This window comes from Imperialibacter roseus, from assembly GCF_032999765.1.
Lineage (GTDB): Bacteria > Bacteroidota > Bacteroidia > Cytophagales > Cyclobacteriaceae > Imperialibacter > Imperialibacter roseus.
In genome coordinates this window covers 3,059,320-3,081,492 of sequence record NZ_CP136051.1, presented here as the reverse complement: position 1 = coordinate 3,081,492, position 22,173 = coordinate 3,059,320, and the positions used below count along the sequence as shown (strand labels likewise).

General features: G+C 46.6%; 18 protein-coding genes and 1 tRNA gene. 14 read left to right on the top strand and 5 right to left on the bottom strand.

Annotated features, from left to right (window positions below):
- Positions 1–116: 116 nt before the first annotated feature.
- From RT717_RS12735 to bshB1, 8 genes are all read left to right on the top strand, one after another.
- Positions 117–521, top strand: coding sequence for an START-like domain-containing protein (locus RT717_RS12735; RefSeq protein WP_317492121.1), 405 nt, complete (start codon positions 117–119; stop codon positions 519–521).
- Positions 522–600: 79 nt separating this feature from the next.
- Positions 601–2,340: an LptF/LptG family permease gene (locus RT717_RS12730; protein ID WP_317492120.1), complete on the top strand. Its 1,740-nt coding sequence runs from the start codon at positions 601–603 to the stop codon at positions 2,338–2,340.
- Positions 2,341–2,438: 98 nt separating this feature from the next.
- The gene (gene rpsO, locus RT717_RS12725) at positions 2,439–2,714 is read left to right on the top strand and encodes a 30S ribosomal protein S15 (RefSeq protein ID WP_151996977.1); all 276 of its coding nucleotides are present in this window, start codon (positions 2,439–2,441) and stop codon (positions 2,712–2,714) included.
- A gap of 109 nt (positions 2,715–2,823) precedes the next feature.
- Positions 2,824–4,974 (top strand): polyribonucleotide nucleotidyltransferase, encoded by a 2,151-nt coding sequence (gene pnp / locus RT717_RS12720; RefSeq protein ID WP_317492119.1) that lies wholly within the window; start codon positions 2,824–2,826, stop codon positions 4,972–4,974.
- A gap of 95 nt (positions 4,975–5,069) precedes the next feature.
- On the top strand, positions 5,070–5,933 hold the full coding sequence (locus tag RT717_RS12715; RefSeq protein ID WP_151996975.1) for a sigma-70 family RNA polymerase sigma factor: 864 nt from the start codon (positions 5,070–5,072) through the stop codon (positions 5,931–5,933).
- A 111-nt stretch (positions 5,934–6,044) separates the two neighbouring features.
- Positions 6,045–6,989 carry a thioredoxin-disulfide reductase gene (trxB, locus tag RT717_RS12710; protein WP_317492118.1) on the top strand — a complete coding sequence of 315 codons (945 nt, stop codon included), beginning with the start codon at positions 6,045–6,047 and terminating at the stop codon, positions 6,987–6,989.
- Positions 6,990–6,994: 5 nt separating this feature from the next.
- The gene (locus RT717_RS12705) at positions 6,995–8,026 is read left to right on the top strand and encodes a peptidoglycan DD-metalloendopeptidase family protein (protein ID WP_317492117.1); all 1,032 of its coding nucleotides are present in this window, start codon (positions 6,995–6,997) and stop codon (positions 8,024–8,026) included.
- Positions 8,027–8,743 carry a bacillithiol biosynthesis deacetylase BshB1 gene (gene bshB1 / locus RT717_RS12700; protein WP_317492116.1) on the top strand — a complete coding sequence of 239 codons (717 nt, stop codon included), beginning with the start codon at positions 8,027–8,029 and terminating at the stop codon, positions 8,741–8,743.
- Between the two features lie 20 nt (positions 8,744–8,763).
- On the opposite strand, the gene pdxH is transcribed toward bshB1, so the two are convergent.
- Positions 8,764–9,405, bottom strand: a complete 642-nt coding sequence (gene pdxH, locus RT717_RS12695) for a pyridoxamine 5'-phosphate oxidase (protein WP_317492115.1) — start codon at positions 9,403–9,405, stop codon at positions 8,764–8,766.
- Between the two features lie 209 nt (positions 9,406–9,614).
- On the opposite strand from pdxH, the gene RT717_RS12690 reads away from it, so the two are divergent.
- From RT717_RS12690 to RT717_RS12670, 5 genes are all read left to right on the top strand, one after another.
- Positions 9,615–10,193 (top strand): YqgE/AlgH family protein, encoded by a 579-nt coding sequence (locus tag RT717_RS12690; RefSeq protein ID WP_317492114.1) that lies wholly within the window; start codon positions 9,615–9,617, stop codon positions 10,191–10,193.
- A 183-nt stretch (positions 10,194–10,376) separates the two neighbouring features.
- Positions 10,377–12,638, top strand: a complete 2,262-nt coding sequence (locus RT717_RS12685; protein WP_317492113.1) for a DUF349 domain-containing protein — start codon at positions 10,377–10,379, stop codon at positions 12,636–12,638.
- Between the two features lie 195 nt (positions 12,639–12,833).
- Positions 12,834–12,906: transfer RNA gene (locus RT717_RS12680), tRNA-Thr, on the top strand.
- Positions 12,907–13,414: 508 nt separating this feature from the next.
- Positions 13,415–15,073, top strand: coding sequence for a glycoside hydrolase family 28 protein (locus tag RT717_RS12675; RefSeq protein WP_317492112.1), 1,659 nt, complete (start codon positions 13,415–13,417; stop codon positions 15,071–15,073).
- Between the two features lie 69 nt (positions 15,074–15,142).
- Positions 15,143–16,144 carry an LLM class flavin-dependent oxidoreductase gene (locus tag RT717_RS12670; RefSeq protein ID WP_317492111.1) on the top strand — a complete coding sequence of 334 codons (1,002 nt, stop codon included), beginning with the start codon at positions 15,143–15,145 and terminating at the stop codon, positions 16,142–16,144.
- 108 nt (positions 16,145–16,252) lie between these two features.
- On the opposite strand, the gene RT717_RS12665 is transcribed toward RT717_RS12670, so the two are convergent.
- Positions 16,253–18,469, bottom strand: a complete 2,217-nt coding sequence (locus RT717_RS12665; protein ID WP_317492110.1) for a sensor histidine kinase — start codon at positions 18,467–18,469, stop codon at positions 16,253–16,255.
- Between the two features lie 349 nt (positions 18,470–18,818).
- Between RT717_RS12665 and RT717_RS12660 the strand changes: the two genes are divergently transcribed.
- Positions 18,819–19,454 carry a spheroidene monooxygenase gene (locus tag RT717_RS12660; protein WP_317492109.1) on the top strand — a complete coding sequence of 212 codons (636 nt, stop codon included), beginning with the start codon at positions 18,819–18,821 and terminating at the stop codon, positions 19,452–19,454.
- 43 nt (positions 19,455–19,497) lie between these two features.
- Here RT717_RS12660 and RT717_RS12655 read toward each other — a convergent pair whose 3' ends face one another.
- Genes RT717_RS12655 through RT717_RS12645 form a run of 3 tightly spaced genes read right to left on the bottom strand, consistent with a single transcriptional unit; the run spans position 19,498 to position 22,122 of the window.
- Entirely contained in the window at positions 19,498–20,460 is a 963-nt protein-coding gene (locus RT717_RS12655; protein ID WP_317492108.1) for a hydroxyacid dehydrogenase, read from the bottom strand.
- A 4-nt stretch (positions 20,461–20,464) separates the two neighbouring features.
- Positions 20,465–20,950, bottom strand: coding sequence for a VOC family protein (locus tag RT717_RS12650; protein WP_317492107.1), 486 nt, complete (start codon positions 20,948–20,950; stop codon positions 20,465–20,467).
- Between the two features lie 2 nt (positions 20,951–20,952).
- Positions 20,953–22,122, bottom strand: coding sequence for a mandelate racemase/muconate lactonizing enzyme family protein (locus RT717_RS12645; protein WP_317492106.1), 1,170 nt, complete (start codon positions 22,120–22,122; stop codon positions 20,953–20,955).
- Between the last annotated feature and the right edge of the window lie 51 nt (positions 22,123–22,173).

Below are 22,173 nucleotides of genomic sequence, written 5' to 3'. Positions count from 1 at the left end.
GATAAGATTGAAAGACCCTCTGGTTGGTTCGAATCGCAGTACTTAAGCACCTCATTTGGCTATTAAAAAATAAATTATGTTCACTTCAATTTTATTTTTAATACATTAAGGCACTTTTGAAGAAGTTCGATATGGGTAACTACAAGTATATAGCAGAGTTTGAATTCAGGGCATCGAAAAAAATGCTTTTTCCATATGTGAGTTCAGCGAGTGGGTTGGCGCAGTGGTTTGCCGACGATGTAAACATCAACGAAGACAAGGACTACATATTCATTTGGGACGGGGAGAAAAACAAAGCTAAGATGACTTCACACCGAGCCAATAGCCTTGTTAAGTTCGTTTTTGAAGGCACTGAAGACAATGACGACCCCAATTACGTAGAGCTGAAGCTCGAGGAAAACGAAATGACGCAGTCAACCTACCTCAAGATCACCGACTATTCTGACATGGATGATCTTGAAGAATTGGAAGATCTTTGGGAATCAATGATCCACACGCTAAAAGAAATAGTCGGTGGTTAAGGAATACTTTTTGCCTACTTTTGCGGTTAATTAACAGGTGTTGCTCGCACCTTAATCTGCAAAGCACTTTTCCGCAGGCATGAAGAAACTTGATAAGCTTATACTAAAATCATTTTTCGGCCCCTTCTTCCTCACCTTTTTGGTGGTGGTGTTTATTTTGCTTGTGCAATATATGCTCAAGTACTTCGACGATTTCGTGGGAAAGGATCTCGGTTTTAGCGTTTTTGCCGAGCTTATCTTTTACTTCAGCATCAATATGTCACAGGTGGCTTTGCCGTTAGCGATACTGCTCTCGTCTCTTATGACCTTTGGAAACCTGGGAGAGCATTTCGAGCTAACCGCCATCAAGTCAGCAGGTATTTCGCTGGTTCGAACCCTCAGGCCACTTTTTATCGCTGTCTTATTTTTAGTGGTTTTGGCCTTCATGAACAACAACTTCATTGTGCCCGAAGCCAATATCAATGCCTACAGCCTGCTTTATGACATCAGGCAGAAAAAGCCTTCGCTGGATATCCGGGAAGGTCAGTTTTATAATGGCATTCCCAACTATAGCATCAAAGTCAATCAGAAGTTTCCTGATGGTGTGTCGATGAAAGACGTGATCATTTACGATCACACCAGAGAAATGGGCAATAATAGCGTCACTGTGGCTGATTCATGCAGAATGTATACCATCTTGAATGACCGCTACCTCGTTTTTGAGCTCTATGATGGCAATTCTTACCAGGAATCAAGGCAAAATGAATTTAACAGAACAGCCAGTTTTGGTGGGGTGAACGACCTGGCAAGAAACGAGTTCAGTCAAATGAAAATGGTGCTCAGTCTGGCTTCATTTGACCTCAACCGTACCAAACAGGAGCTTTTTGCCGGCAACAGACTCATGAAAGACATGGGCGAGCTTGCCCATGACATTGACTCTATGCAGGGCGTGGTCAGCGAAGTCAGGCTCAATCTGCTCAATAATGCCGATGGAATGTACGACTACCACCTGAAGGAAAGAAGACAAAGGAAAATTGACTCTATCAGGGCTGCCACGAGCAAGGAAAGGGAGGCCGTAGCGGTGTCGCAGGGGGAGGTAAAGATCACTGTAGAAGACAGTATTTTATCTCCAAACACAGGGAATACCCCTGCTGCCCCCCGCATTACGAGAGAGTCCGCCGTTGAAGCGCTGGCGAAGACTCAGGCCAAAACTAACGAGCAGGCGAAGGCAGATAGTATTAGAGCAGCCAAGGAATTGGTATTACAAAGAAAAAAGGCAGCAAGAGATACAATTACTTTCGAAAAATATTTTGCCGACAATAGCAGAAGAACCCGGGCAGTCAATGACGCCCTGGTAAAGGCCAGGTACATAAAGACTAACCTCGCTAATCAGGCTACCAGAATAGAAAACCTCAACTCGGAAATTTATCGCCACATTATCGAAAAGCACAAAAAGGTAGCTCTGGCCTTTAGCTGCCTGGTCATGTTTTTCATTGGGGCTCCATTAGGCTCCATCATCAAAAAAGGAGGTTTTGGCTTGCCAGTGATTCTGTCCATTGGGTTTTTCATTATATTCTACGTAGTGAGCATCATGAGCGAAAAGTACGCCAGGGAAGGCTTGCTCGATGGCGCTGTCGCCGCCTGGATGCCCAATATGGTGCTGTTGCCCTTCGGAGCATTTTTCCTCCGGCAGGCCCGCAACGATTCACGGCTTTTCGATGCCGATGTTTACCTTATGTTCATGGATCGGTTAAAGAAGAAATGGGCCGACTTTGTGCAGAAGAAACGCCAGGGTTCGCCAACAGAAAAAGCCTTATCAGATCAATCGGAAGGAGAATAATCCTGTCAGGATATTTTATACAGAGTTTTGTATTTCAATAAGCTTCTCTCTACCTTTGCACATTAATTTCAATTCATACAATTTATTTTAAGCTAAGCATGTATTTATCAACAGACAAGAAGCAAGAGCTCTTCGAGAATCATGGTCGGTTAAAATCTAAGACAGATACCGGTTCACCGGAGTCTCAGATTTCATTATTCACCTTCCGCATCAATCACCTTACAGAACACCTCAAAATCAACAAGAAGGATCACTCTTCTCGTTTGGGGCTGTTGAAGCTGGTAGGTAAAAGAAGAAGATTATTGGATTACCTGGTTAAGGTAGACATTACGAGGTATAGAGCAATTGTAGCTGAACTGAATCTCAGAAAGTAAAAAGTTCAGGGAGGGGATTCATAAAACGGATTCCCTCTTTTTATTTTCCCCTTATCTGAAACAATCGAAATTAAAATTTGATTTACTTTTTATACGTTAACTAATATTTATGTATCCAAGCGTCATTACAAAAACCATAACCCTTGCTGACGGCAGAGAGATTACAATTGAGACTGGAAAATTAGCTAAGCAAGCGGATGGTTCAGTGGTGGTCAAAATGGGCAACACAATGCTACTGGCCACAGTAGTTTCCAACAAAGACGCAAAAGAAGGAGTGGATTTCCTTCCGATGTCTGTAGACTACCAGGAGAAATTTGCAGCGGCAGGTAAAATACCCGGCGGCTTTCTAAAAAGAGAAGGTAGACTGTCAGACTACGAAATACTCATTTCAAGACTTGTAGACAGGGCCATTCGTCCACTTTTCCCTGACGATTACCACGCAGAAACGCAAATCGCTATTTCATTGATTTCGGCAGGTGACGATGTAATGCCCGATGCTTTGGCAGCTCTTGCCGCCTCATCGGCGCTGGCTGTTTCCGATATTCCTTTTGGCGGACCAATCTCTGAAGTAAGGGTAGCCAAAATTGACGGTCAGTATGTGATTAGCCCTACAGCGGCACAAGCTAAGACTGCTACACTCGACCTTGTTGTCGCAGCATCTTACGACAATATCCTGATGGTGGAAGGCGAGTCGAAGGAAGTGTCTGAGGCAGAAATGCTTGAAGCGTTGAAAATTGCGCACGACACAATTAAAATACATTGCCAGGTGCAGAAGGAGCTGGAAGCAGCTGCCGGAAAAACTGTGAAGCGCACCTACAATCACGAAAACAACGATGAGGCCCTAAAAAAGGACATGCACGAAAAACTTTATGACAAATGTTATAAAGTTGCTGCCAAGCAGATGCCTTCTAAGTCTGATCGCAAAGAGCAGTTTGCTGCCATTGTCGACGAATATGTAGAATCGTTTACCGAGGAGCAGAAAGAAACTATTGACAAGGATCTCGTCAAAAGATACTATCACGACATTGAGAAGGAAGCCGTTCGTAACTTTGTTCTCGACTCAAGAAAGCGCTTGGATGGACGTAATCTTGACGAAATAAGATATATCTGGAGTGAGGTAAACTACCTGCCCGGAGCCCACGGTTCAGCTATTTTCACAAGAGGTGAAACGCAGGCCCTTGCGTCAGTCACACTTGGTACCAAGCTGGATGAACAGATGATTGACAGCGCTTTGATGAAGGGCTTCAATAAGTTTATACTCCACTACAATTTCCCGGCGTTTTCAACTGGCGAAGTAAAGCCTAACAGAGGCCCCGGACGTAGAGAAGTTGGTCATGGTAACCTGGCCATGAGAGCCCTCAAGCAGGTTTTGCCCCCTGAGGAAGAAAACCCTTACACTATTCGCATTGTGTCTGACGTGCTGGAATCGAACGGTTCTTCGTCAATGGCAACCGTTTGTGCAGGCACGCTGGCCCTGATGGACGCTGGTATCAAAATCAAAGCGCCCGTAACAGGCATTGCTATGGGGATGATCTCTGATAGCAAAACTGGCAAATATGCCATTCTTTCCGATATCCTTGGCGACGAGGATCACCTGGGCGACATGGACTTCAAAGTGACTGGAACCCGCAATGGCATCACTGCCTGCCAGATGGACATCAAGGTTGACGGACTTTCCTATCAGGTGCTTGAAGAGGCACTTAATCAGGCAAAAGCTGGTCGTTTGCACATCATGGACGAAATTGAGAAGACATTGTCCGTTCCTAATGCAGATTTGAAACCTCATGCGCCAAGATCCGTGAGGATTAATATCGAACGGGAAATGATCGGTGCGGTGATCGGGCCTGGAGGAAAAATTGTTCAGGAAATCCAAAAGGAAACTGGGGCCACTGTTATCATTGAAGAAATTGCTACTGGAGGTGTTGTGAGTATTTTTGCCAATGACCAGGAGTCGATGGACAAGGCCGTGAAGCGTGTAAACGCTATTGTTGCCGTGCCAGTGGTTGGTGAAGTGTACGATGGAAAAGTGAAGTCAATTATGCCATTTGGTGCATTTGTTGAGTTTATGCCGGGCAAAGATGGCCTTCTACATATCTCCGAAATCAAGTGGGAGAAAATCGAAAAACTAGACGGTATTCTCGAGGTAGGTGAGGAAATTAAGGTAAAATTGACTGAAGTAGACAAGAAAACCGGTAAATATAGACTGTCAAGAAAGGTTTTGATACCTCGGCCTGAGCGAAACCAGGAAACAAGCAACTAACATTTGTCAAAAAAAAAGCGGGAACATTAGAGAAAGGAACTTTACCTTTTTATATTATTGTTTAGTCTATTAGGCTTTAAAAAGTCAGATATTGAATGAGACAGTTAAAGATAAGTAAGCAGATTACCAATCGTGAGAGTCAGTCGCTTGACAAGTATCTCCAGGAAATAGGTAAAGTAGACCTGCTTACCCCCGATGAAGAAGTAACACTAGCTAAACGAATAAGAGAAGGAGACCAAATGGCTTTGGAGAAACTGACCAAAGCCAACCTTCGATTTGTGGTGTCAGTAGCCAAACAATACCAAAACCAGGGGCTTTCGCTGGGTGATTTGATCAATGAAGGAAACCTGGGCCTTATTAAGGCAGCTCAGCGATTCGACGAAACCAGAGGTTTTAAGTTTATCTCTTATGCAGTTTGGTGGATTCGCCAGTCGATTCTTCAGGCATTGGCCGAGCAATCCAGAATTGTGCGCCTTCCCTTGAACAGGGTGGGGTCGTTAAATAAGATTTCAAAAACCTTTTCTGAGCTTGAGCAAAAATATGAACGTGAGCCATCTCCGGATGAACTTGCCGAAGTATTGGAGGTATCTACCAGCGAGGTTGTGGACACCATGAAAATATCTGGTCGTCATGTGTCGATGGATGCACCGTTTGTTCAGGGCGAAGAGAACAGCTTGCTGGATGTACTGGAAAACGACATGGAGGAGACTCCGGATTCGGGCCTTATCAACGACTCCCTTCGCAAAGAAGTACAGAGGGCACTTTCTACGCTTACAACCAGAGAAGCCGACGTTATTTCACTTTACTTTGGACTTAACGGAGAGCATGCAATGACCCTCGAGGAGATAGGTGAGAAGTTTAATCTGACCAGGGAAAGGGTTCGCCAGATCAAGGAGAAAGCCATCAGAAGACTGAGGCATACATCCCGCAGTAAGGCCCTTAAGCCGTACTTGGGGTAGTAAGACTCAAAAAATTTAGCAAAGGTCTCAAAAGAGACCTTTTTTCGTTGACACCAAACGATCTTTTGCGTTTAAATTGGTGTTACAGTTGACAGCAAATAATATTTCGAGATGACAAAAGAAGAAGTTAAAGTGTTGATTATCGGTTCTGGGCCCGCAGGATACACTGCAGCTATATACGCTGCTCGTGCTGGTCTGAAGCCGGTTTTGTATACTGGCGGCCAGCCCGGCGGTCAGCTAACCATTACAACGGACGTAGAAAACTATCCTGGCTACCCTGAAGGGATCATGGGGCCTCAGATGATGACCGACTTTCAAAAGCAAGCAGAGCGATTTGGAACGGATATCCGCTATGGACTGGCTACATCTGTCGATTTCTCTTCCTATCCACACAAAGTAATTGTAGATGAAACACATGAGATCACTGCCGAGGCTGTGATTGTGTCAACGGGTGCATCAGCCAAATGGCTGAACCTTCCGTCGGAGCAAAGGCTAAACGGCCATGGCGTGTCTGCTTGCGCTGTATGTGATGGTTTCTTTTTCCGTGGCCAGGACGTAGCAATTGTCGGAGCTGGAGACACAGCTGCTGAAGAAGCCAGCTACCTGTCGAAGATATGTAGCAAGGTGTACATGATTGTGAGAAGAGACGAAATGCGGGCTTCTGTGATCATGCAGCAAAGGGTGAAAAATGCCAAAAACATAGAAATTCTCTGGAATACCGAGACAGAAGAGGTGCTTGGCGACAAGGAAGTAAATGCCGTAAGAGTGGTAAATACTCAAACGGGAGAGAAGAGGGAGCTTAAAGTTGGAGGATTTTTCGTGGCTATTGGACACAAACCCAATACGGACATTTTCAAGGAATGGCTTGATATGGACGAAAACGGCTATATAAAGACGATTCCGGGCTCGTCCAAAACAAATATAGAAGGGGTTTTTGCCACCGGAGATGCTCAGGATCATATTTACAGGCAGGCCGTGACGGCAGCCGGCAGCGGATGTATGGGTGCATTGGATGCAGAAAGATTTTTGGCGGAGAAAGAATTGGCAGTATCTTAGCAGCCATGATCAAGAAAAGTTTACTACTAGCGGCCTGGGTAGTAATATTATTAGCTTTTGAATCACGAGCGCAGGAAAGCAAATCGTGGGTCAAAAGCTTTTTCTCTTTTAAGAAGAGAGAAACCCCGGCCCCAATACCTCCCGCACCGCTATTTGTGGTTTCCAACGACGCCTTTGCGGTTGATTTTGATTTTCTCGATAGCCTCATTACAGCAGAACTGGAAGCGATGGCTCCACCTGCCGAAGGAGGTCCGGCTACACCACCATTGATACTTTCTTATGGCCATGAGGTGGCTGTTTCCGACAAGCTGTCCCTTGACTCGGTATGGCTTTCCGCTGAAGACTACTACAATATTTGGGACTCGCAGAGAGTCAACCCTTACAAATTCAACGGTTTGGATTACAAAGACACTACTGAGCTGACATTATTTTACCCGGAGGTAGGGTTAGTTTGGGAGAATCCCTTGAAAAAGTCGGTGATTACGTCTGATTTCGGCTTGCGCAGGTATCGCTGGCATTATGGTGTCGATTTGCGACTTACAACAGGCGACTCTGTGAAAGTGGCTTTCGATGGTGTAGTAAGAATGGCGAACTATGACAGACCTGGCTACGGCAACTATGTGCTTGTGAGGCACTACAATGGTGTGGAAACCCTCTATGGACATTTATCAAAGCGCCTGGTGAATGTTGGTGACGAAATCAAGGCTGGAGATTTGGTAGGCTGGGGTGGAAGTACCGGAAGAAGCAGCGGCCCACACCTTCACTTCGAGGTGAGGTATCAGGGCAATGCCATCGACCCAAAAGAGTTTTTTGATTTTGATACTAATTGCCTGATAGATCAGAAGTACACACTCACAAGAGCATCCTTCGCTTACCTTGAAGAGGCCAATAAGGTGATCGTACACCGAGTGAGGAGTGGTGACACCCTTAGCGGCATCGGCAACAGGTATGGTGTGTCGGTTACAAAGCTTTGCAGGCTCAACGGCATTTCAAGAAATTCGGTAATCAGAGTAGGTCAAAGGCTGCGCATTAATTAAATGAAACTCGATATTCTTGTTTTTACGGCGCATCCCGATGACGCCGAACTCGCCTGTGCAGGAACGCTAATCTCTCACATTGAGATGGGCAGGAAAATAGGCATTGTTGATTTTACGAGAGGAGAGCTTGGGACAAGAGGTACACCTGAACTGAGAGCCGCCGAAGCTGCTGAAGCAAGCAAGGTAATGGGTATTCACGTCAGGGAGAACCTGGGGTTTCGTGACGGGTTTTTTACCGAAGATGAACATCACAAGCTTGAGGTGGTGAAAATGATACGGAAGTATCAACCCGAGATCATTTTAGCAAACGCCATCCGTGACCGCCATCCTGACCATGGCAGGGCCTCCAGCCTGGTGTCAGAAGCAAGTTTTGTGTCGGGTCTTAGAATGGTCGAAACCCGTATTGATGGCAACCCTCAGCAACCTTGGAGGGCGAAAAATGTGTATCACTATATCCAAAGCAACTTCATTATGCCCGATTTCATCGTTGATGTATCAGCTGCTTGGGAAAAGAAAATGCAGGCGATCAAATGCTTTAAATCGCAATTTTATGATCCTGCCAGCAAAGAGCCGAGCACATTTATTTCCTCTCCGGAGTTTATGAAGATGCTGGAAAGTAGGGGAAAGGAGCTTGGACACTCAATTGGTGCTGCCTATGGGGAGGGATTTACCGTTGAGCGGCATTTAGGAGTAAAAGACCTGTTTCACTTACAATAGTAAGTCACTTTTAGCCTCCATCAGGGAGAAAGGCGCTCAATTCGCCAGGAGCCGTCTGCGCCTTTTTTGAACACGATCCTGTCATGCAGCCTGCTTGGTCGTCCCTGCCAGAATTCAACCAACACTGGCACCAGTCCATAGCCACCCCAGTAGTCCGGTTTTGGTATTTCTGCCAGCCCACTAAATTTCATCTTGAAATCTTCTGTTTTCTTTTCTAAAAATGCCCTGTCCGGTATCGATTCGCTCTGCAAGCTTACCCAGGCACCGATTTGGCTACCCAAAGGCCGGGAGTGATAATACCTGGAGGACGCTGCCTCGGTTAGCTTCGTCACGCTTCCCTCAATACGCACTTGTCTTTCAAGGTCGGCCCAAAAAAATGTCAGAGAAGCTCGGTTGTTTTGCGCAAGTTCTTTGCCCTTGTGGCTTTCGTAGTTAGTGAAGAATTGAAAAGCACCATCTTCCAGTCCTTTCAGAAGCACGATTCTGCCATGTGGTTGTCCATCGGGAGAAACGGTGGACAAGGTCATGGCATTAGGTTCTTTCACTTTTACTTCAAGCGCTTCCTGAAACCACTTGTTGAATTGAAGCAGCGGGTCTTTCTCTACAGCCGCCTCGTTGAGAACCTGGCTGGAATATTCTTCTCTCAGATCTGCGATATTCATTTTCTTAGTATTTTTCAAATCCGACTCAAATTTATGAATAGCCCTTACAATTTGACTATTATTAATGTTATATATGCAATGTGGTCTTGCAGCTAAGTAAGGCAACAACGGGTCTAAGTTGTTCTCAATTTGAACAGTTCTTAGGTGTATAGCAGTTAGTTGTTGTCTCTTAAACAAAGGAGTAGTCAAAAGGACTTTGAATAAACCGAATGGAGCATTTCGACGCATTTAAACGGGTAAATCCCAACAAAGGAGACTTACTCATCTCAGAGCCCTACCTCTCAGACCCGAATTTTGAGAGATCGGTGATCTTGCTATGTGAGCATGACGTCAATGGTTCAATTGGTTTTGTACTTAACAGGCTTTCTGAACTATCGCTCGCAGAGGTGATTGAGGATGCGCCTGATGATGAAATTCCACTGTTTATTGGGGGGCCAGTCCAGCAGGATACGCTTCATTTTGTACATTGTTCGCCGCATTTGATGGAAGAGGGGCGGGAAATTGCCAAAGGAATTTATTGGGGTGGTGATTTTGAGAAACTGATGGAACTGATGAGTGCAGGGTTGGTTACTGCTGATGAAGTGAGGTTTTTTATCGGCTATTCTGGCTGGGGAGCAGGGCAGCTTTCGGAAGAGTTGGATGCCAATAGCTGGATTGTAAATAAGAGAACGGCGCTGCAGTATATTTTTAGGTATTCACATGAGGAATTATGGAGGCAGGTGCTCAAAGATATGGGCGGTAAATTCAGAGCGTTTTCCAATTTCCCTGCGGATCCAAGGCTTAATTAGACCTACCACAGGAATGCAATATTGAGAGTCAAAATTGTCTAATGGAGCAAAATCACGTTTAAATGATATCCACAACGTAGTTTTGTCCAAATCCAATCGTCAATGCAATAGAATCAAATATTAGACACATGAATTAATATTATTAAATTGCAGAGACTATAGAACCTGATCAAGGAGCGCACGATGAACAATGAGAAAGAAGTGTCTGACGGTGATGAGAAGTTGAGCAAAACTGCTTCGGAGGAAGTTAACTCCGGTGATAGTGTTGCCAATGACGACTCTCAACCCTCGGTAGATGTCCGTGATGAAGACGGAAAGAAAGAAACAGAAGCTGAAACACCTGCTGCCGAAGTACCGATAGAATCGGATGAATCTGAGCAACTTCCTGCAGACGCCGTTCCGGAGGCTACACCAGAGTTGGCTGGCACCGATGAAGCGGTGGCGTCTGAAACAGAAGAAAGCCAGCCCAAGCCCGAAGTTGCCGCTGTGGAAGAAGTGAAGGCGGAGGAAACCGCAAAGGATGCGACGGAGGCCGAAGCACCGGCGCAAGCGGAAGCAGGAACACAAAGCAAAGAGCTAACGCATGAATCAAAACAGGAAGGTGTTGCTGGCGAAGAAGCCTCTGGTGACAAAAAAGAGAAGAAAGAAGAACCTAAGGTAGTAGCCGAGGCGGCTGATGCTTCAGGCGATGACGATGCGGAAGAGGAGGAGGACAGCGAGGAGCACGAAGAAGCAGAGGACTATAGCCATTATTCACCTGAGCAGTTGGTAGATAAGTTTACCGAGGTGCTTCACTGGGACGACGTGCGCAAAGCAGATCGGATAGTAAGGGAACTAAAGGCGGTTCACGACGAGCTGGTTGCTCATGACAGGGAAGAAGCGCTGAAAAAATACCTGGCAGATGGGGGAGAGGAAGACTCGTTTGAGTTTAGGTTAAATGATTTTGCCTATCGTTTCGAAGAGAACTATAAATTGTTCCGGGAGAAAAAGCACAAGCTTTTTCAGAATCTGGAGCAGCAAAAAGAAGATAATTACAAGAAGAAGATAGATGTTTTGGAAAAGCTTCGTCATTTGGTAGATGGCGAGGAGAATACAACCTCCATTACCGCCCTGAAGAAGATACAGGATGAGTGGAAGGTGATTGGCCAGGTGCCGGGCAAGTACGCAAAAACCCTTTGGGCCAACTACAATGCCCTCATCGATCGCTTCTACGATAACCGAAGCATTTATTTTGAACTCAAGGAACTCGATAGAAAGAAAAACCTCGAATCGAAACTTGAGCTTTGTGATAAAGCCGAAGCGCTTACTAAAGAAGAGAACATCAAACATGCTGTAAAAGAGTTGAATGTTCTTCACGAAGAGTTCAAACACCTGGGGCCGGTGCCAAAAGAATCTCAGGAAGAAATTTGGCAACGTTTTAAGGCCGCTTCTGATCTCATTTATTCCAAGCGCCGTGAGATGGTGGATGAACTCAAGGTGGAGCTGAAAGCCAACATGGAGGTGAAGACAAAGCTTTGTGAGGAGGCCGAGACATTTGTGTCGTTCACTTCTGACAAGATCAATGAGTGGAATAAGAAGACGAAGGAAGTGCTGGAGCTTCAAAAGAGATGGGAAGCTGTTGGTGGTGTGCCAAAGGAAAGCGCCAAGAAGATAAATAAGAGATTCTGGGGAGCGTTCAAAACGTTCTTCAGCAACAAGAGCGGGTTCTTCAAGACCCTTGAAGGAAAACGTCATGAAAATCTGAGGCTGAAAGAAGAGCTGGTAGCAAAGGCGGACACTCTCAAAGATAGTGAGGAATGGGATTCTGCGGCCAATCAGCTCAAGCAATTGCAGCAGCAGTGGAGAGAGGTAGGGCCTGTACCCGAAAAAGTAAAGGAGGAGATCTTCCATAAGTTCAAGGCTGCATGTGATCATTTCTTTGAAAGGAAGCGTTCACAAAGCAAGGGGGCAGAGAAGGAGTACTATGACAACCTGAAAAAGAAAGAGGACATTTGCGAGCAGTTGCTAAAACTGGCAGGTGAGAAAAGCCTCGATCTGGATATCATTAGCGGCTTTCAGGAAAAGTACAGCCAGATTGGTTTCGTGCCGAGAAATGCAATGAAGACCATCCAGAAAAAATATCAGGAGGCCATCGACGCCCTCAACAAGGCGGCGGAGTCACTGCCCGAGGATGAACAGCGTAAGTTTAAGACGGCCATGCAGGTGGGTAAGATCAAGAGCGAGCCACATGGCGAACGCAAAATCTACCAAAAGGAGGGACAGGTAAGGCGCCAAATTGCTACGTTGGAAAATGACATAGCCGTTTGGAGAAACAACCTGGAGTTCCTGGCGTCATCCAGAAAAGCTGACAAGCTGAAGGCCGACTTTGACGAAAAAATCGTTAAGGCCGAAGAGGAATTGGATGGCTTGAAGGAGCAACTTAAGGTGATTCACGAAACCTCTTAAAAAAATCACAATAAGTGTTTGCAATAATTAATCAGCCGATTAGTTTTGCAGTCCCAAACGGAATAATCGCAAGGGAAATCGCAAAATACTAGCAATAGTAGGCCTCCTTAGCTTAGCTGCGGTTCGGCGTTCCGATAGAGCAACTGCTTGTAATCGGAGGGTCGCAGTGAAATAAGGAAACACAAATGGAGAGAAGCCTCCTTAGCTCAGCTGGTAGAGCAACTGACTTGTAATCAGTAGGTCGCTGGTTCGATCCCGGCAGGGGGCTCTTTTGAAAGCACTGATAGTTCGCTATCGGTGCTTTTTTGTTGTCCAGCGACCGGTCGCTGGACTGGGCGTCCCCGTTCAATCCCGGATCAAGCAATATTTCTGGGGATTGTTTTTTTTGCAAGAGTATCTTCTCATTACATAAAGAAACAAAAGGTCCAAGCGGGACGCATTGAACCAGTTTTGCTTCTTTATTGTCTATCGTTCGCCAATTGGTATAACGTTATTTCAGAGTCTTACTCCACAGATTTTCCGCTTGATCCTCAATCCCGGCAGGGGGCTCAAAACCGAAGCAGAAACGCTTCGGTTTTTTGTTCTTATCCTTCTTCGTTTCGTTGCACTCCGCTTGTGGGTGGCTTCTCCGTTAAATTCGTCTTTACATAGGGTTGTTGAACTAGGCAGAGGGCTTGATTTTCATTTACCTGCTACGATTAGCAAGTACACGATGGTTACTCTTTTACGCTTGTTGATTACAAACCTCTCCAGCACGATTTTAATCGCTTGAACTTATGAAACTGAAAATAGCCAGTCTTTTCTTCTTCATTTCCCATCTTTCGTCAGGCCAGGGGGCTACTCCTTTTCCCAAGCTCGAATTCGACATGCCCAAAATGACAGAGCCTGTTATTCCGACCAATCGGGCGAGCTTGCTGGATTTCGGGGGTGTGCCTGATGGAGCTACACTTAACACCGAGGCTTTTGCAAAGGCCATTGAGGCCATTGTGAGCAAAGGAGGGGGGCACCTGGTGGTTCCGAGAGGTATTTGGCTGACAGGGCCGATCACGCTTAAAAGCAACCTCGATTTACACGTGGAGGAAGGAGCCCTTATTCTTTTCTCGGACGACAAAGCGCTGTACCCCATAGTGGCTACGAGCTTTGAAGGACTTGATACCTACAGATGCATATCTCCGATCAACGCTCTTGAAGTGGAAAACATTTCCATCACAGGAAAGGGTGTTATCGATGGCAACGGGGATGCCTGGCGGATGGTGAAAAGAAGTAAAGTGTCGAGCCAGCAGTGGAAAGAGATTGTGGCCGGTGGTGGACTGGTAAGTGACGACGGCAATACATGGTATCCTTCAGAAAGCTTTAAGAAAGGGATTGAGGCGACCAGTAATTTCAATGTCCCTGACAACGCATCAATGGATGAGATGAAGGAGTACAAAGACTTTTTGAGACCGGTGATGATCAGCATTCGGAACTCCAGGAATGTAATGCTCGATGGACCGACCTTTCAAAATTCACCTGCGTGGAACATACATCCACTTATGTGTGAGAACCTGATCGTAAGAAACCTGACTGTGCGTAACCCGTGGTATTCGCAAAACGGCGATGGCATTGACATCGAATCGTGTAAAAATACCTGGGTGTACAACAACTCCTTTGATGTGGGTGATGATGCCATTTGCATCAAATCGGGGAAAGATGCCGATGGCAGAAAAAGAGGCGTCCCAACTGAAAACTTGGTGGTGTTCAACAACATTGTTTACCACGGTCATGGTGGATTCACCGTTGGTAGCGAAATGTCGGGTGGGGTAAAGAACGTGCATGTGTCAAAATGCACCTTCATTGGTACTGACTGTGGCTTGCGATTCAAAAGCACCAGAGGACGTGGTGGCGTGGTGGAGAACGTGTACATCTCCGACATTGACATGTACGATATTGCTGCCGAGCCGATTCGCTTCAATCTTTTCTACGGTGGGCAGTCGCCTATTCTGGAGGACGATCAGGAGACGCCTGAGATCGACGACACGCCCGTATCGGTAACAGAGGAAACCCCTTCGTTCAAAGACATTTACATGAAGAATATCCGATCGGTTAACTCTGGTGTGGCAGGTTTCTTTCAGGGACTGCCTGAAATGAACCTTAAAAATGTGAACCTTGACAATGTTTATCTGTCAGGCAAGAAGGGTGTTTCTATCATCGATGCGGATGGGATGAGTTTTAAGAATGTCACTGTCGTCGTAACAGAAGGAAGTCCCTTCACGATCTACAATGCCCATAACCTTACCTTTTCAGGGTTCAAAGTAGTGTCCCATGAGGGAAAGCCGGTTTCCATTCAGGGTAACAAAACCACCAACCTAACATTTTCAAAAACCGACTTTTCCAGCCCGGCCAAGCAAATGCTGATCGGGGAAGGCGTAGATCCAAAGACGGTTAAATTGAAATAGTAGCAGGTTATGTGAACCAACCAGGCCCTTTTTTCATTTGCCTATTGATACAATTGGTCTGGTGTGAATATGAAGAAAGGAAAAGTACCCTACTCCATCCTGGAGTTGGCGTCGGTGCCTGCGGGATCCTCCACAGGTGATGTGTTTAAAAACAGTTTGTTGTTGGCGCAAAATGCTGAAAAATGGGGGTACACCCGCTTTTGGCTGGCGGAACACCATAACATGATCAGCATAGCCAGCTCAGCTACGCCTGTGCTCATAGGGCATATTGCAGGCGGGACCAAATCTATCAGGGTTGGTTCCGGGGGTGTTATGCTGCCAAATCATGCCCCACTGATTGTGGCGGAGCAGTTTGGCACGCTGGGCTCATTGTTTCCTCACAGGATTGACCTCGGCCTTGGCAGAGCACCTGGCACCGATCAGGAAACAGCCTACGCCATTCGTCGGGAGCGAATGCACGCTGCTTACAGGTTTCCCGAGGAAGTAGGGGAGATTCAACATTATTTCGCTGACGACAACGCAGATGAAAAGGTGAGGGCCTACGTAGCCGAAGGGGTGGATGTCCCTTTGTACATTCTCGGCTCGAGCACCGATAGTGCCCACCTGGCGGCCAGAAAAGGCCTTCCTTATGCTTTTGCCAGCCATTTTGCACCAACGCATTTGTTTGAGGCACTCAATGTCTATTACAACGAGTTTCAGCCCTCGGCGGCCCTTCAGGAGCCCTATACCATTGCCTGCGTGAATGTGGTTGCCGCCGATACCGACGAGCAAGCCGAGTTGCTGGCGTCTTCGCTGGTGAGGATGGTGTTGGGCATACTGACCAACAACCGTGATCAGCTGAGGCCACCTGCGCCGCTGGAGCCGCAGATCAGAGCCTTTATGGATGAACCTGCCTTTCAGCGTTTCTTGCACTATGCTTTTGTGGGCAGCAAGGAAACAGTGAAAGAAAAGACCAGCGACTTCTTACAAAAGACTGGGGTAAACGAAATTATGGTCGCCAGCCATATGTACAGTAGCCAGGATCGCCTAAAGTCGTATGAGCTTTTTGCGGAGTTGATGGGAGAGATGTAGCAAATGGTAATAGACAACAAAATTCCCAGGTTAGATTTCTGAAGCCTCTGCTCCCCGTGCAACCCTTTATTATCTGTTTTAGGCAAGCTAACGCTCCACATTGCTGCCTTACAATAGGTGACTCGTGTGTGTTTGCCTCGTTTCGGGTTGATTGACCTTGAAGGAAAGCGTCGACGAACTGACCGACACCAGCGTTCCTTTGGCGTATTCTGACTCTATATTGATTGTTCCTCCTAACTTGTCGACCATCTTTTTAACCAAAAACAGTCCAAGACCCGATCCTTTTGAATTTGCGTTTGCCCGGAAAAACATGTCATATACACGGGGTAACGATTCTGAGGCTATTCCTTGTCCATTGTCTTCCACTTTCAAAGTAAACACTTTGTTATCGATGGAATGCCATACACGAACGAACGAGCTTTCTTTGCGACCGTCGTGGTATTTGATAGCGTTAATCAGAAGATTGTGGATGATCATTTTCCAGAGTCCCGGATCGGATTTTATTTCCAGATCACTGTCAACTTCATTCATGAATGTGAGTTTGTCGGCATGCTCAATAAACTCGATATCTGCCCAGACCTCATTGACCAGGCTATGAAGCCGAATATTTGTCGCTAGAGGGTCGCTTTTGCTGTTTTTCACATAGCTATTAATTTCTAGCAGAGTGTTTTCCAATCTTAAGATTCTGTTTTCCATCAAATCCAAATACTGAGGAAGTTCATCTTTAGATGCCTTCACGAGGTAAAGAAGGCCTCTTATGGATTTTACCGGAGCAATGAGATCATGTGAAGACCGATAAAGAAAGGTGTCCAGTTCCTCGTTTACCGCCATCAGGTTGTGGTTGGTGCGGATGAGTTCTTGCTCATGTCTCGTCACCTCTTCCGTTTTTTTTGCCACCAGCGTGGCCAGTTTTTGGCGCATGCGCTTTGCCCTGTATATAATACCTACAATGGTTAGTCCGAGAACCAACATAGCTAAAAATGCATACCCTAACGGCCCTTTTAGAAAGGCTATCAGGGGCACTGCCACTACGACTACTAGCTGAGCTGGATCCAAATCGCTGCTCCTATCCTTTACCTGAAAGACATATTTTCCGTTTGGCAAGTGGTCAAAAACGGCCATTGGCTCGGTCGTTGAATACCAGACTGTGTCATAGTTGAGCAGTCGGTATTTGTAGGTCTGAGCCGAGTAATAATCTGCTCCCGGTTTGCCGAAGTTGATCTTTATTCTTGTTTCTGTTCCAGCCACCCTGGCTGTATCAACCTTCTGCGTCGTATAGGTAATTGAATCATAGTCGTGCACGAACGAGGAAATGTGAACAGGAAATCCATTGGCACTATCGGGAGCCACAAGAGGAAAAGCCTTTGCCATGTCTATCATTGAAATGCCATAGGAAGTAGCCAACCATAGATTCCCTTGTGATCCCTTTTTTATCTCATAGACTTCGTTTGAGATAAGCCGATCCTCTGTCGTAAACTTACGAAGAACCTGGCCCTTTTTGTCGGTAATGAACACACCGTCCGACCAGGTGGCAATCGCTAATAGCGTATCCGAAAGGCTGGCGGCCGTGTACATCCAATGCTCATTTATAAGAGAAGAGAGCGGTTGGTCGTAGACGGTGATAGTTCCATCTATCAAATTTCTAACAACGGGGGACGACTGTGGATAAAGTATTAAATGCCGTTGCTTCTCTAGTGGGAGCACCTGGAAGGTAGGGTTTTTTGAGTGAGAGCTTTGGTCCCAGTTTTGTACAAAGTTGCCATTTTCAAATATGCTCAATGCTCCGTTAGCCTCAGATAAGTAAACCGTTGACCCTACCCTGAAGAAGTAAGATTCTGGAAAATGTCTATAAATGACTGAGTCGGAGGTGTAGACAAAGCGTCCTTCCTGAGTCATGAAGTAAATTTCGTTATTGAATCGAAAAATTTGCCATACGTCTTTGAAGAGATGGTTTTCGGAGATTTGTGTTGACAAATCAGTGTATGAAAAGCGGCTGGTTCTGTCTCTTGTAAGGTATCCGAAATGCTGGGTACCGCCAATATATATTCTGTCAGTAAGGCTGTCGTAACTGATGCTACGGGTGTTTCCTTTTCCGGCGAGGTCAATCTCCTGCCAGGATTCACCATCAAAAACGACTACGCCCTGGGAAGTGCCAAAATACATTAAACCCCGATCGTCGATTTCAATAGCAGTCACGGCACCCCCAGACCGATCTGCTTCTCTGCCAAAATTAACCACGGGGGTGCCTTGCTGCCAGCCAAGTACTTTGGTGCTCGTAAGTAAAAAATATGCAAAGAAAAATGTCCTGACGATCCTCGACGACATATGAAAGAAAAGTGTCTAGTGGAGTAAACGCTAAGAATGAGGGATAAGCTTTAAAAATGGGCTGGAGGAATTGCAAAGATAAAAGAATAATTCTAGCAAACGGCAGAAGATCATTGATACTTGCGCTTAGGAGGCCGGTGGGTTTTTTTGAATTTTCGGATATTATTGTTGGCCCCGTTTCGACCGCCTTTTGGTGAACAAAGATCTTACTTTACCGATACTTTTCTGTTTTCTTTTCATTTGTTGTTAACACAACAGGCACACAAGGTGTTAGCAGGGCATGTCACAGGTTACTACGATCACACGTTTTCGATTCAATAGTTTTGCCGATAAGTTTTGGGCTCTCTCAATGATGCAATTGGCCCAAAGCCATCTTGCCAGCGTAGCGGGTAACACGTTCTATAAACTTATGGGTACGGGCAGGGGCGATAGCTTTAATGCTTTTCCAGATTTTTCCATATACATCCTTTTGCAGGTTTGGCGAAGCGAAGATCATGCTAAGGCATTCTTTGCTGGGTCACAAATCCTTGATCGTTACCGAAAACGTTCCTCCGAGATTTGGACAACCTACATGGTGAATATCAGTTCTCATGGCCGTTGGAGTGGGGGTAACCCATTCGAAGCCAGGGATAACATCAAATCCTCTGGCCCTGTCATCGCCATTACCCGTGCAACCATCAAATGGCAAAAGCTGCTTGATTTCTGGCGATACGTGCCTGTTTCTCAAAAAGATTTGAAATCTAATAGTGGACTTGTTTACACAAAAGGAATGGGAGAGGTGCCCATTTTGCAGATGGCCACTTACAGCATTTGGGAGGATGAGGCCTCGCTGCGAAGATTCGCTTATGAAAGCGAACATCATCGTGTAGCTATTGCCAAGACAAAGGCGTTAAAATGGTACAAAGAAGAATTGTTTGCAAGGTTTCGGCCAATTCTGTCTGAAGGCACCTGGGGTGGACGTTGTCCGCTGGAGGGCATGTTATGAAGTGGCAGCCTTTTTCAGAGGCCATTCTATGACTCTGCCCAAATTAGCTGTCACCCAACTCCTTCCAGTTAAAAACGCATCCCTCCATTGGCTGCTGCCCTCTCACAATGGCCAGCACATTATTCACAGTGTCTACGCACATTTTGGTATAGGTGCGGGTGGTGAGGCTACCGACATGGGCGGTAATAAGGGCATTGGGTTGTGTGAGCAAAGGCTCATCTTTGGCAGGTGGCTCCTCGGTTAACACGTCAGCAGCAAAGCCAGCAATAGCGCCGCTCTTTAGGGCCTCGTATAGGGCCCGCTGATCGATAATCGGCCCACGGGCGGTGTTGATCAGCAAGGCACTTTTTTTCATCTTACTGAGTGTTGCGGCATTGATAAGCTCCTTTGTGGCAGGTAAAAGCGGCACATGGAGGGTGATGACATCCGCTTCGGTAATTACCTCTTCAAATGATTTGAAGGGGTAGGGTACATTAGGAGCTTCAGCTTGATCCCAGTAAATCACCTTCATACCAAAAGCAACGCCCATGGCCGCCACTTTCTTGCCAATGTTGCCCAGGCCGAGAATGCCCAGGGTTTTGCCATATATTTCGTCACCTTCAAACTGGTTGCGCCATGCCCAGTTACCCGCTTTTACTTCCGCCACTGATCTGTACAGGTTCCGTTGGAGCATCATCATCAGCGATAGGGTGTGCTCGGCAATTGTTTGGGCGTTGGAGCCGGGGGCATTCACTATTTTGATGCCTTTGGAGGTGGCATAGGCAACGTCCAAATTATCGAGTCCCACGCCACAGCGACCTGCCACCTGCAAGGATGGGCAGGCGTCCATTAGGGCCTGGTTGACCTGACCTTTCCCCCGGGTGATTATGCCGTCTACTGTATGGTTGGAAATGCCGGATAAATCAAAACCAGGTTCGTAAGCTGCCAGGATATTGACATCAGCTGCTTTTTCAAGGATATCCAGGGCTTCATCGGCCACGGTTTCCAGTAGAAGGATATTGTACATACGGTTACTTGTGGTAAAGTGTGGCGTCTTTTGATTTATAGCCTCTGAAGTCATTTCTGCCTGAAACATAAATACCTTCCTGGAACAGTTCGTCCTCAAAAATTTTCGGATCAATGGCAAAGCCCGGGGGTGAAGAAAGCTCTACAAGGTTGCCAGATGGGTCACGAACAAACATCTGAATAGGGCCGTCGGGTAGCTGACGCACTTTCCCCCAGGGAGAAGTATCAATTACGCCAAGCTCTTTCATGCGCCAGAAGATTTTGTTGATGTCGTCCACTTGCATACAAACATGCCCTCTGAACGAATGCTCATCTTCCCATTCAGTGAGGTGAAGCTGCTGCGTGGCGTTGATTTTGAAAAAGGCTGTTGGGTAGTCGAACAAGAAAGCCGGAATGACTTCCAGCCCCAGCTCTTCTTCGTAGAATTTACTGGTCTCTTCCAGGTTCTTCACGATCAGGGCTACGTGGTTAATTCCAATTGCTTTTGCCATAGTTATCGAACGGTTTGTTTAAACTCTTTTACGAAATCCCAGTTGGGTGTGAGGCCAAGGCCAGGGGCTGTTGGGGCCGCTATTTGGCCATCAATGGCCTCAATATTTTCTTCTACCAGGTCATACATCATCGGGTTGCCTCCCAGGGAGAACTCAATGATGGTTGCCGCAGGGGCTGCAAATGCCACATTTACTCCAGCCATAAAGGAAAAGGCGGATCCCCAGCAGTGAGGTGCCAGCTCAAGCTGATAGGTATTGGCCAGGTGAGCGGTTCTCATGGCCTCGGTAATGCCACCAATGATGGCAGAGTCGGGCTGCACTACATCCAGCGCTCTAAGGTCGATCAGGTCACGCACGTCAAACACTGTGTATTCGCTTTCACCAGCAGCTATCGGAATGGCCGTAGAGGCCCGCACTTCAGCAGTTCCCACTTTGTTGTCCGGACTGATGGGCTCTTCGAACCAGTAAAGATTGCAGTCTTCCACGCCCCGGCAGAACTGCTTGGCTTCAGGCACGCTAAAGGTGCCGTGGGCATCTGTCATTAATTTGATGTTGTCGCCGAGTGCTTCTCTGGCGGCTTTTACCCGTTTGATACTTTCCTGCACGGTATCGTCCATAATCCCCACCCGCATTTTCACTCCTTTGAAGCCTTTTGCAGTATAGCTCAATAGTTGCTCACCAATTTTATCGACACCTGCCCAACCGCCGCTGGCATAGGCCGGCATGCTGTCACGACAGGCTCCTCCCAGTAACTCGACAACGGGGACGCCCAGCATTTTGCCTTTGATGTCCCACAAGGCGGTGTCCACACCGCTCATGGCCGAGACGGTGAGGCCACGACGCCCAAGGATAGGGAATTTACGGCCTCTGTTGAGTGCATAATGGTCACGTGTGCCGTTATAGATCATTTCCCACAGCCTGGAGATATTGCGTACGTCCTGCCCAACTAAGATAGGTTTCAGCTCATTTTCTACGCAGCTCACTATGGAGGCGCAGGAGCCCGAGGAGCCCACGGCGGCTTTGGCTTCGCCAAAACCTTGCAAGCCACTTTCTGTTGTAACGACTACGAGGGTCATGTCGAATTCAGTGAGCAGGCCGTAGTCCGAACGGTGCTGCTTGGCTGGTGGTATCGGGCAACGAAGCCAGAAGGCTTCAACGTTTTTTATTTTCATAGTTTAGGTCTCTTTTATTGGCCCTTAAGCCGGGCCATTTTTCAGCAGCCC

Excerpts from the sequence above, each read along its gene's own strand:
- RT717_RS12730 (WP_317492120.1), top strand. The coding sequence starts at position 601 with ATGAAGAAACTTGATAAGCTTATACTAAAATCATTTTTCGGCCCCTTC.
- rpsO (WP_151996977.1), top strand. The coding sequence starts at position 2,439 with ATGTATTTATCAACAGACAAGAAGCAAGAGCTCTTCGAGAATCATGGT.
- pnp (WP_317492119.1), top strand. The coding sequence starts at position 2,824 with ATGTATCCAAGCGTCATTACAAAAACCATAACCCTTGCTGACGGCAGA.
- RT717_RS12715 (WP_151996975.1), top strand. The coding sequence starts at position 5,070 with ATGAGACAGTTAAAGATAAGTAAGCAGATTACCAATCGTGAGAGTCAG.
- trxB (WP_317492118.1), top strand. The coding sequence starts at position 6,045 with ATGACAAAAGAAGAAGTTAAAGTGTTGATTATCGGTTCTGGGCCCGCA.
- RT717_RS12705 (WP_317492117.1), top strand. The coding sequence starts at position 6,995 with ATGATCAAGAAAAGTTTACTACTAGCGGCCTGGGTAGTAATATTATTA.
- bshB1 (WP_317492116.1), top strand. The coding sequence starts at position 8,027 with ATGAAACTCGATATTCTTGTTTTTACGGCGCATCCCGATGACGCCGAA.
- pdxH (WP_317492115.1), bottom strand. The coding sequence starts at position 9,405 with ATGAATATCGCAGATCTGAGAGAAGAATATTCCAGCCAGGTTCTCAAC.
- RT717_RS12690 (WP_317492114.1), top strand. The coding sequence starts at position 9,615 with ATGGAGCATTTCGACGCATTTAAACGGGTAAATCCCAACAAAGGAGAC.
- RT717_RS12685 (WP_317492113.1), top strand. The coding sequence starts at position 10,377 with ATGAACAATGAGAAAGAAGTGTCTGACGGTGATGAGAAGTTGAGCAAA.
- RT717_RS12675 (WP_317492112.1), top strand. The coding sequence starts at position 13,415 with ATGAAACTGAAAATAGCCAGTCTTTTCTTCTTCATTTCCCATCTTTCG.
- RT717_RS12670 (WP_317492111.1), top strand. The coding sequence starts at position 15,143 with ATGAAGAAAGGAAAAGTACCCTACTCCATCCTGGAGTTGGCGTCGGTG.
- RT717_RS12665 (WP_317492110.1), bottom strand. The coding sequence starts at position 18,469 with ATGTCGTCGAGGATCGTCAGGACATTTTTCTTTGCATATTTTTTACTT.
- RT717_RS12660 (WP_317492109.1), top strand. The coding sequence starts at position 18,819 with ATGATGCAATTGGCCCAAAGCCATCTTGCCAGCGTAGCGGGTAACACG.
- RT717_RS12655 (WP_317492108.1), bottom strand. The coding sequence starts at position 20,460 with ATGTACAATATCCTTCTACTGGAAACCGTGGCCGATGAAGCCCTGGAT.
- RT717_RS12650 (WP_317492107.1), bottom strand. The coding sequence starts at position 20,950 with ATGGCAAAAGCAATTGGAATTAACCACGTAGCCCTGATCGTGAAGAAC.
- RT717_RS12645 (WP_317492106.1), bottom strand. The coding sequence starts at position 22,122 with ATGAAAATAAAAAACGTTGAAGCCTTCTGGCTTCGTTGCCCGATACCA.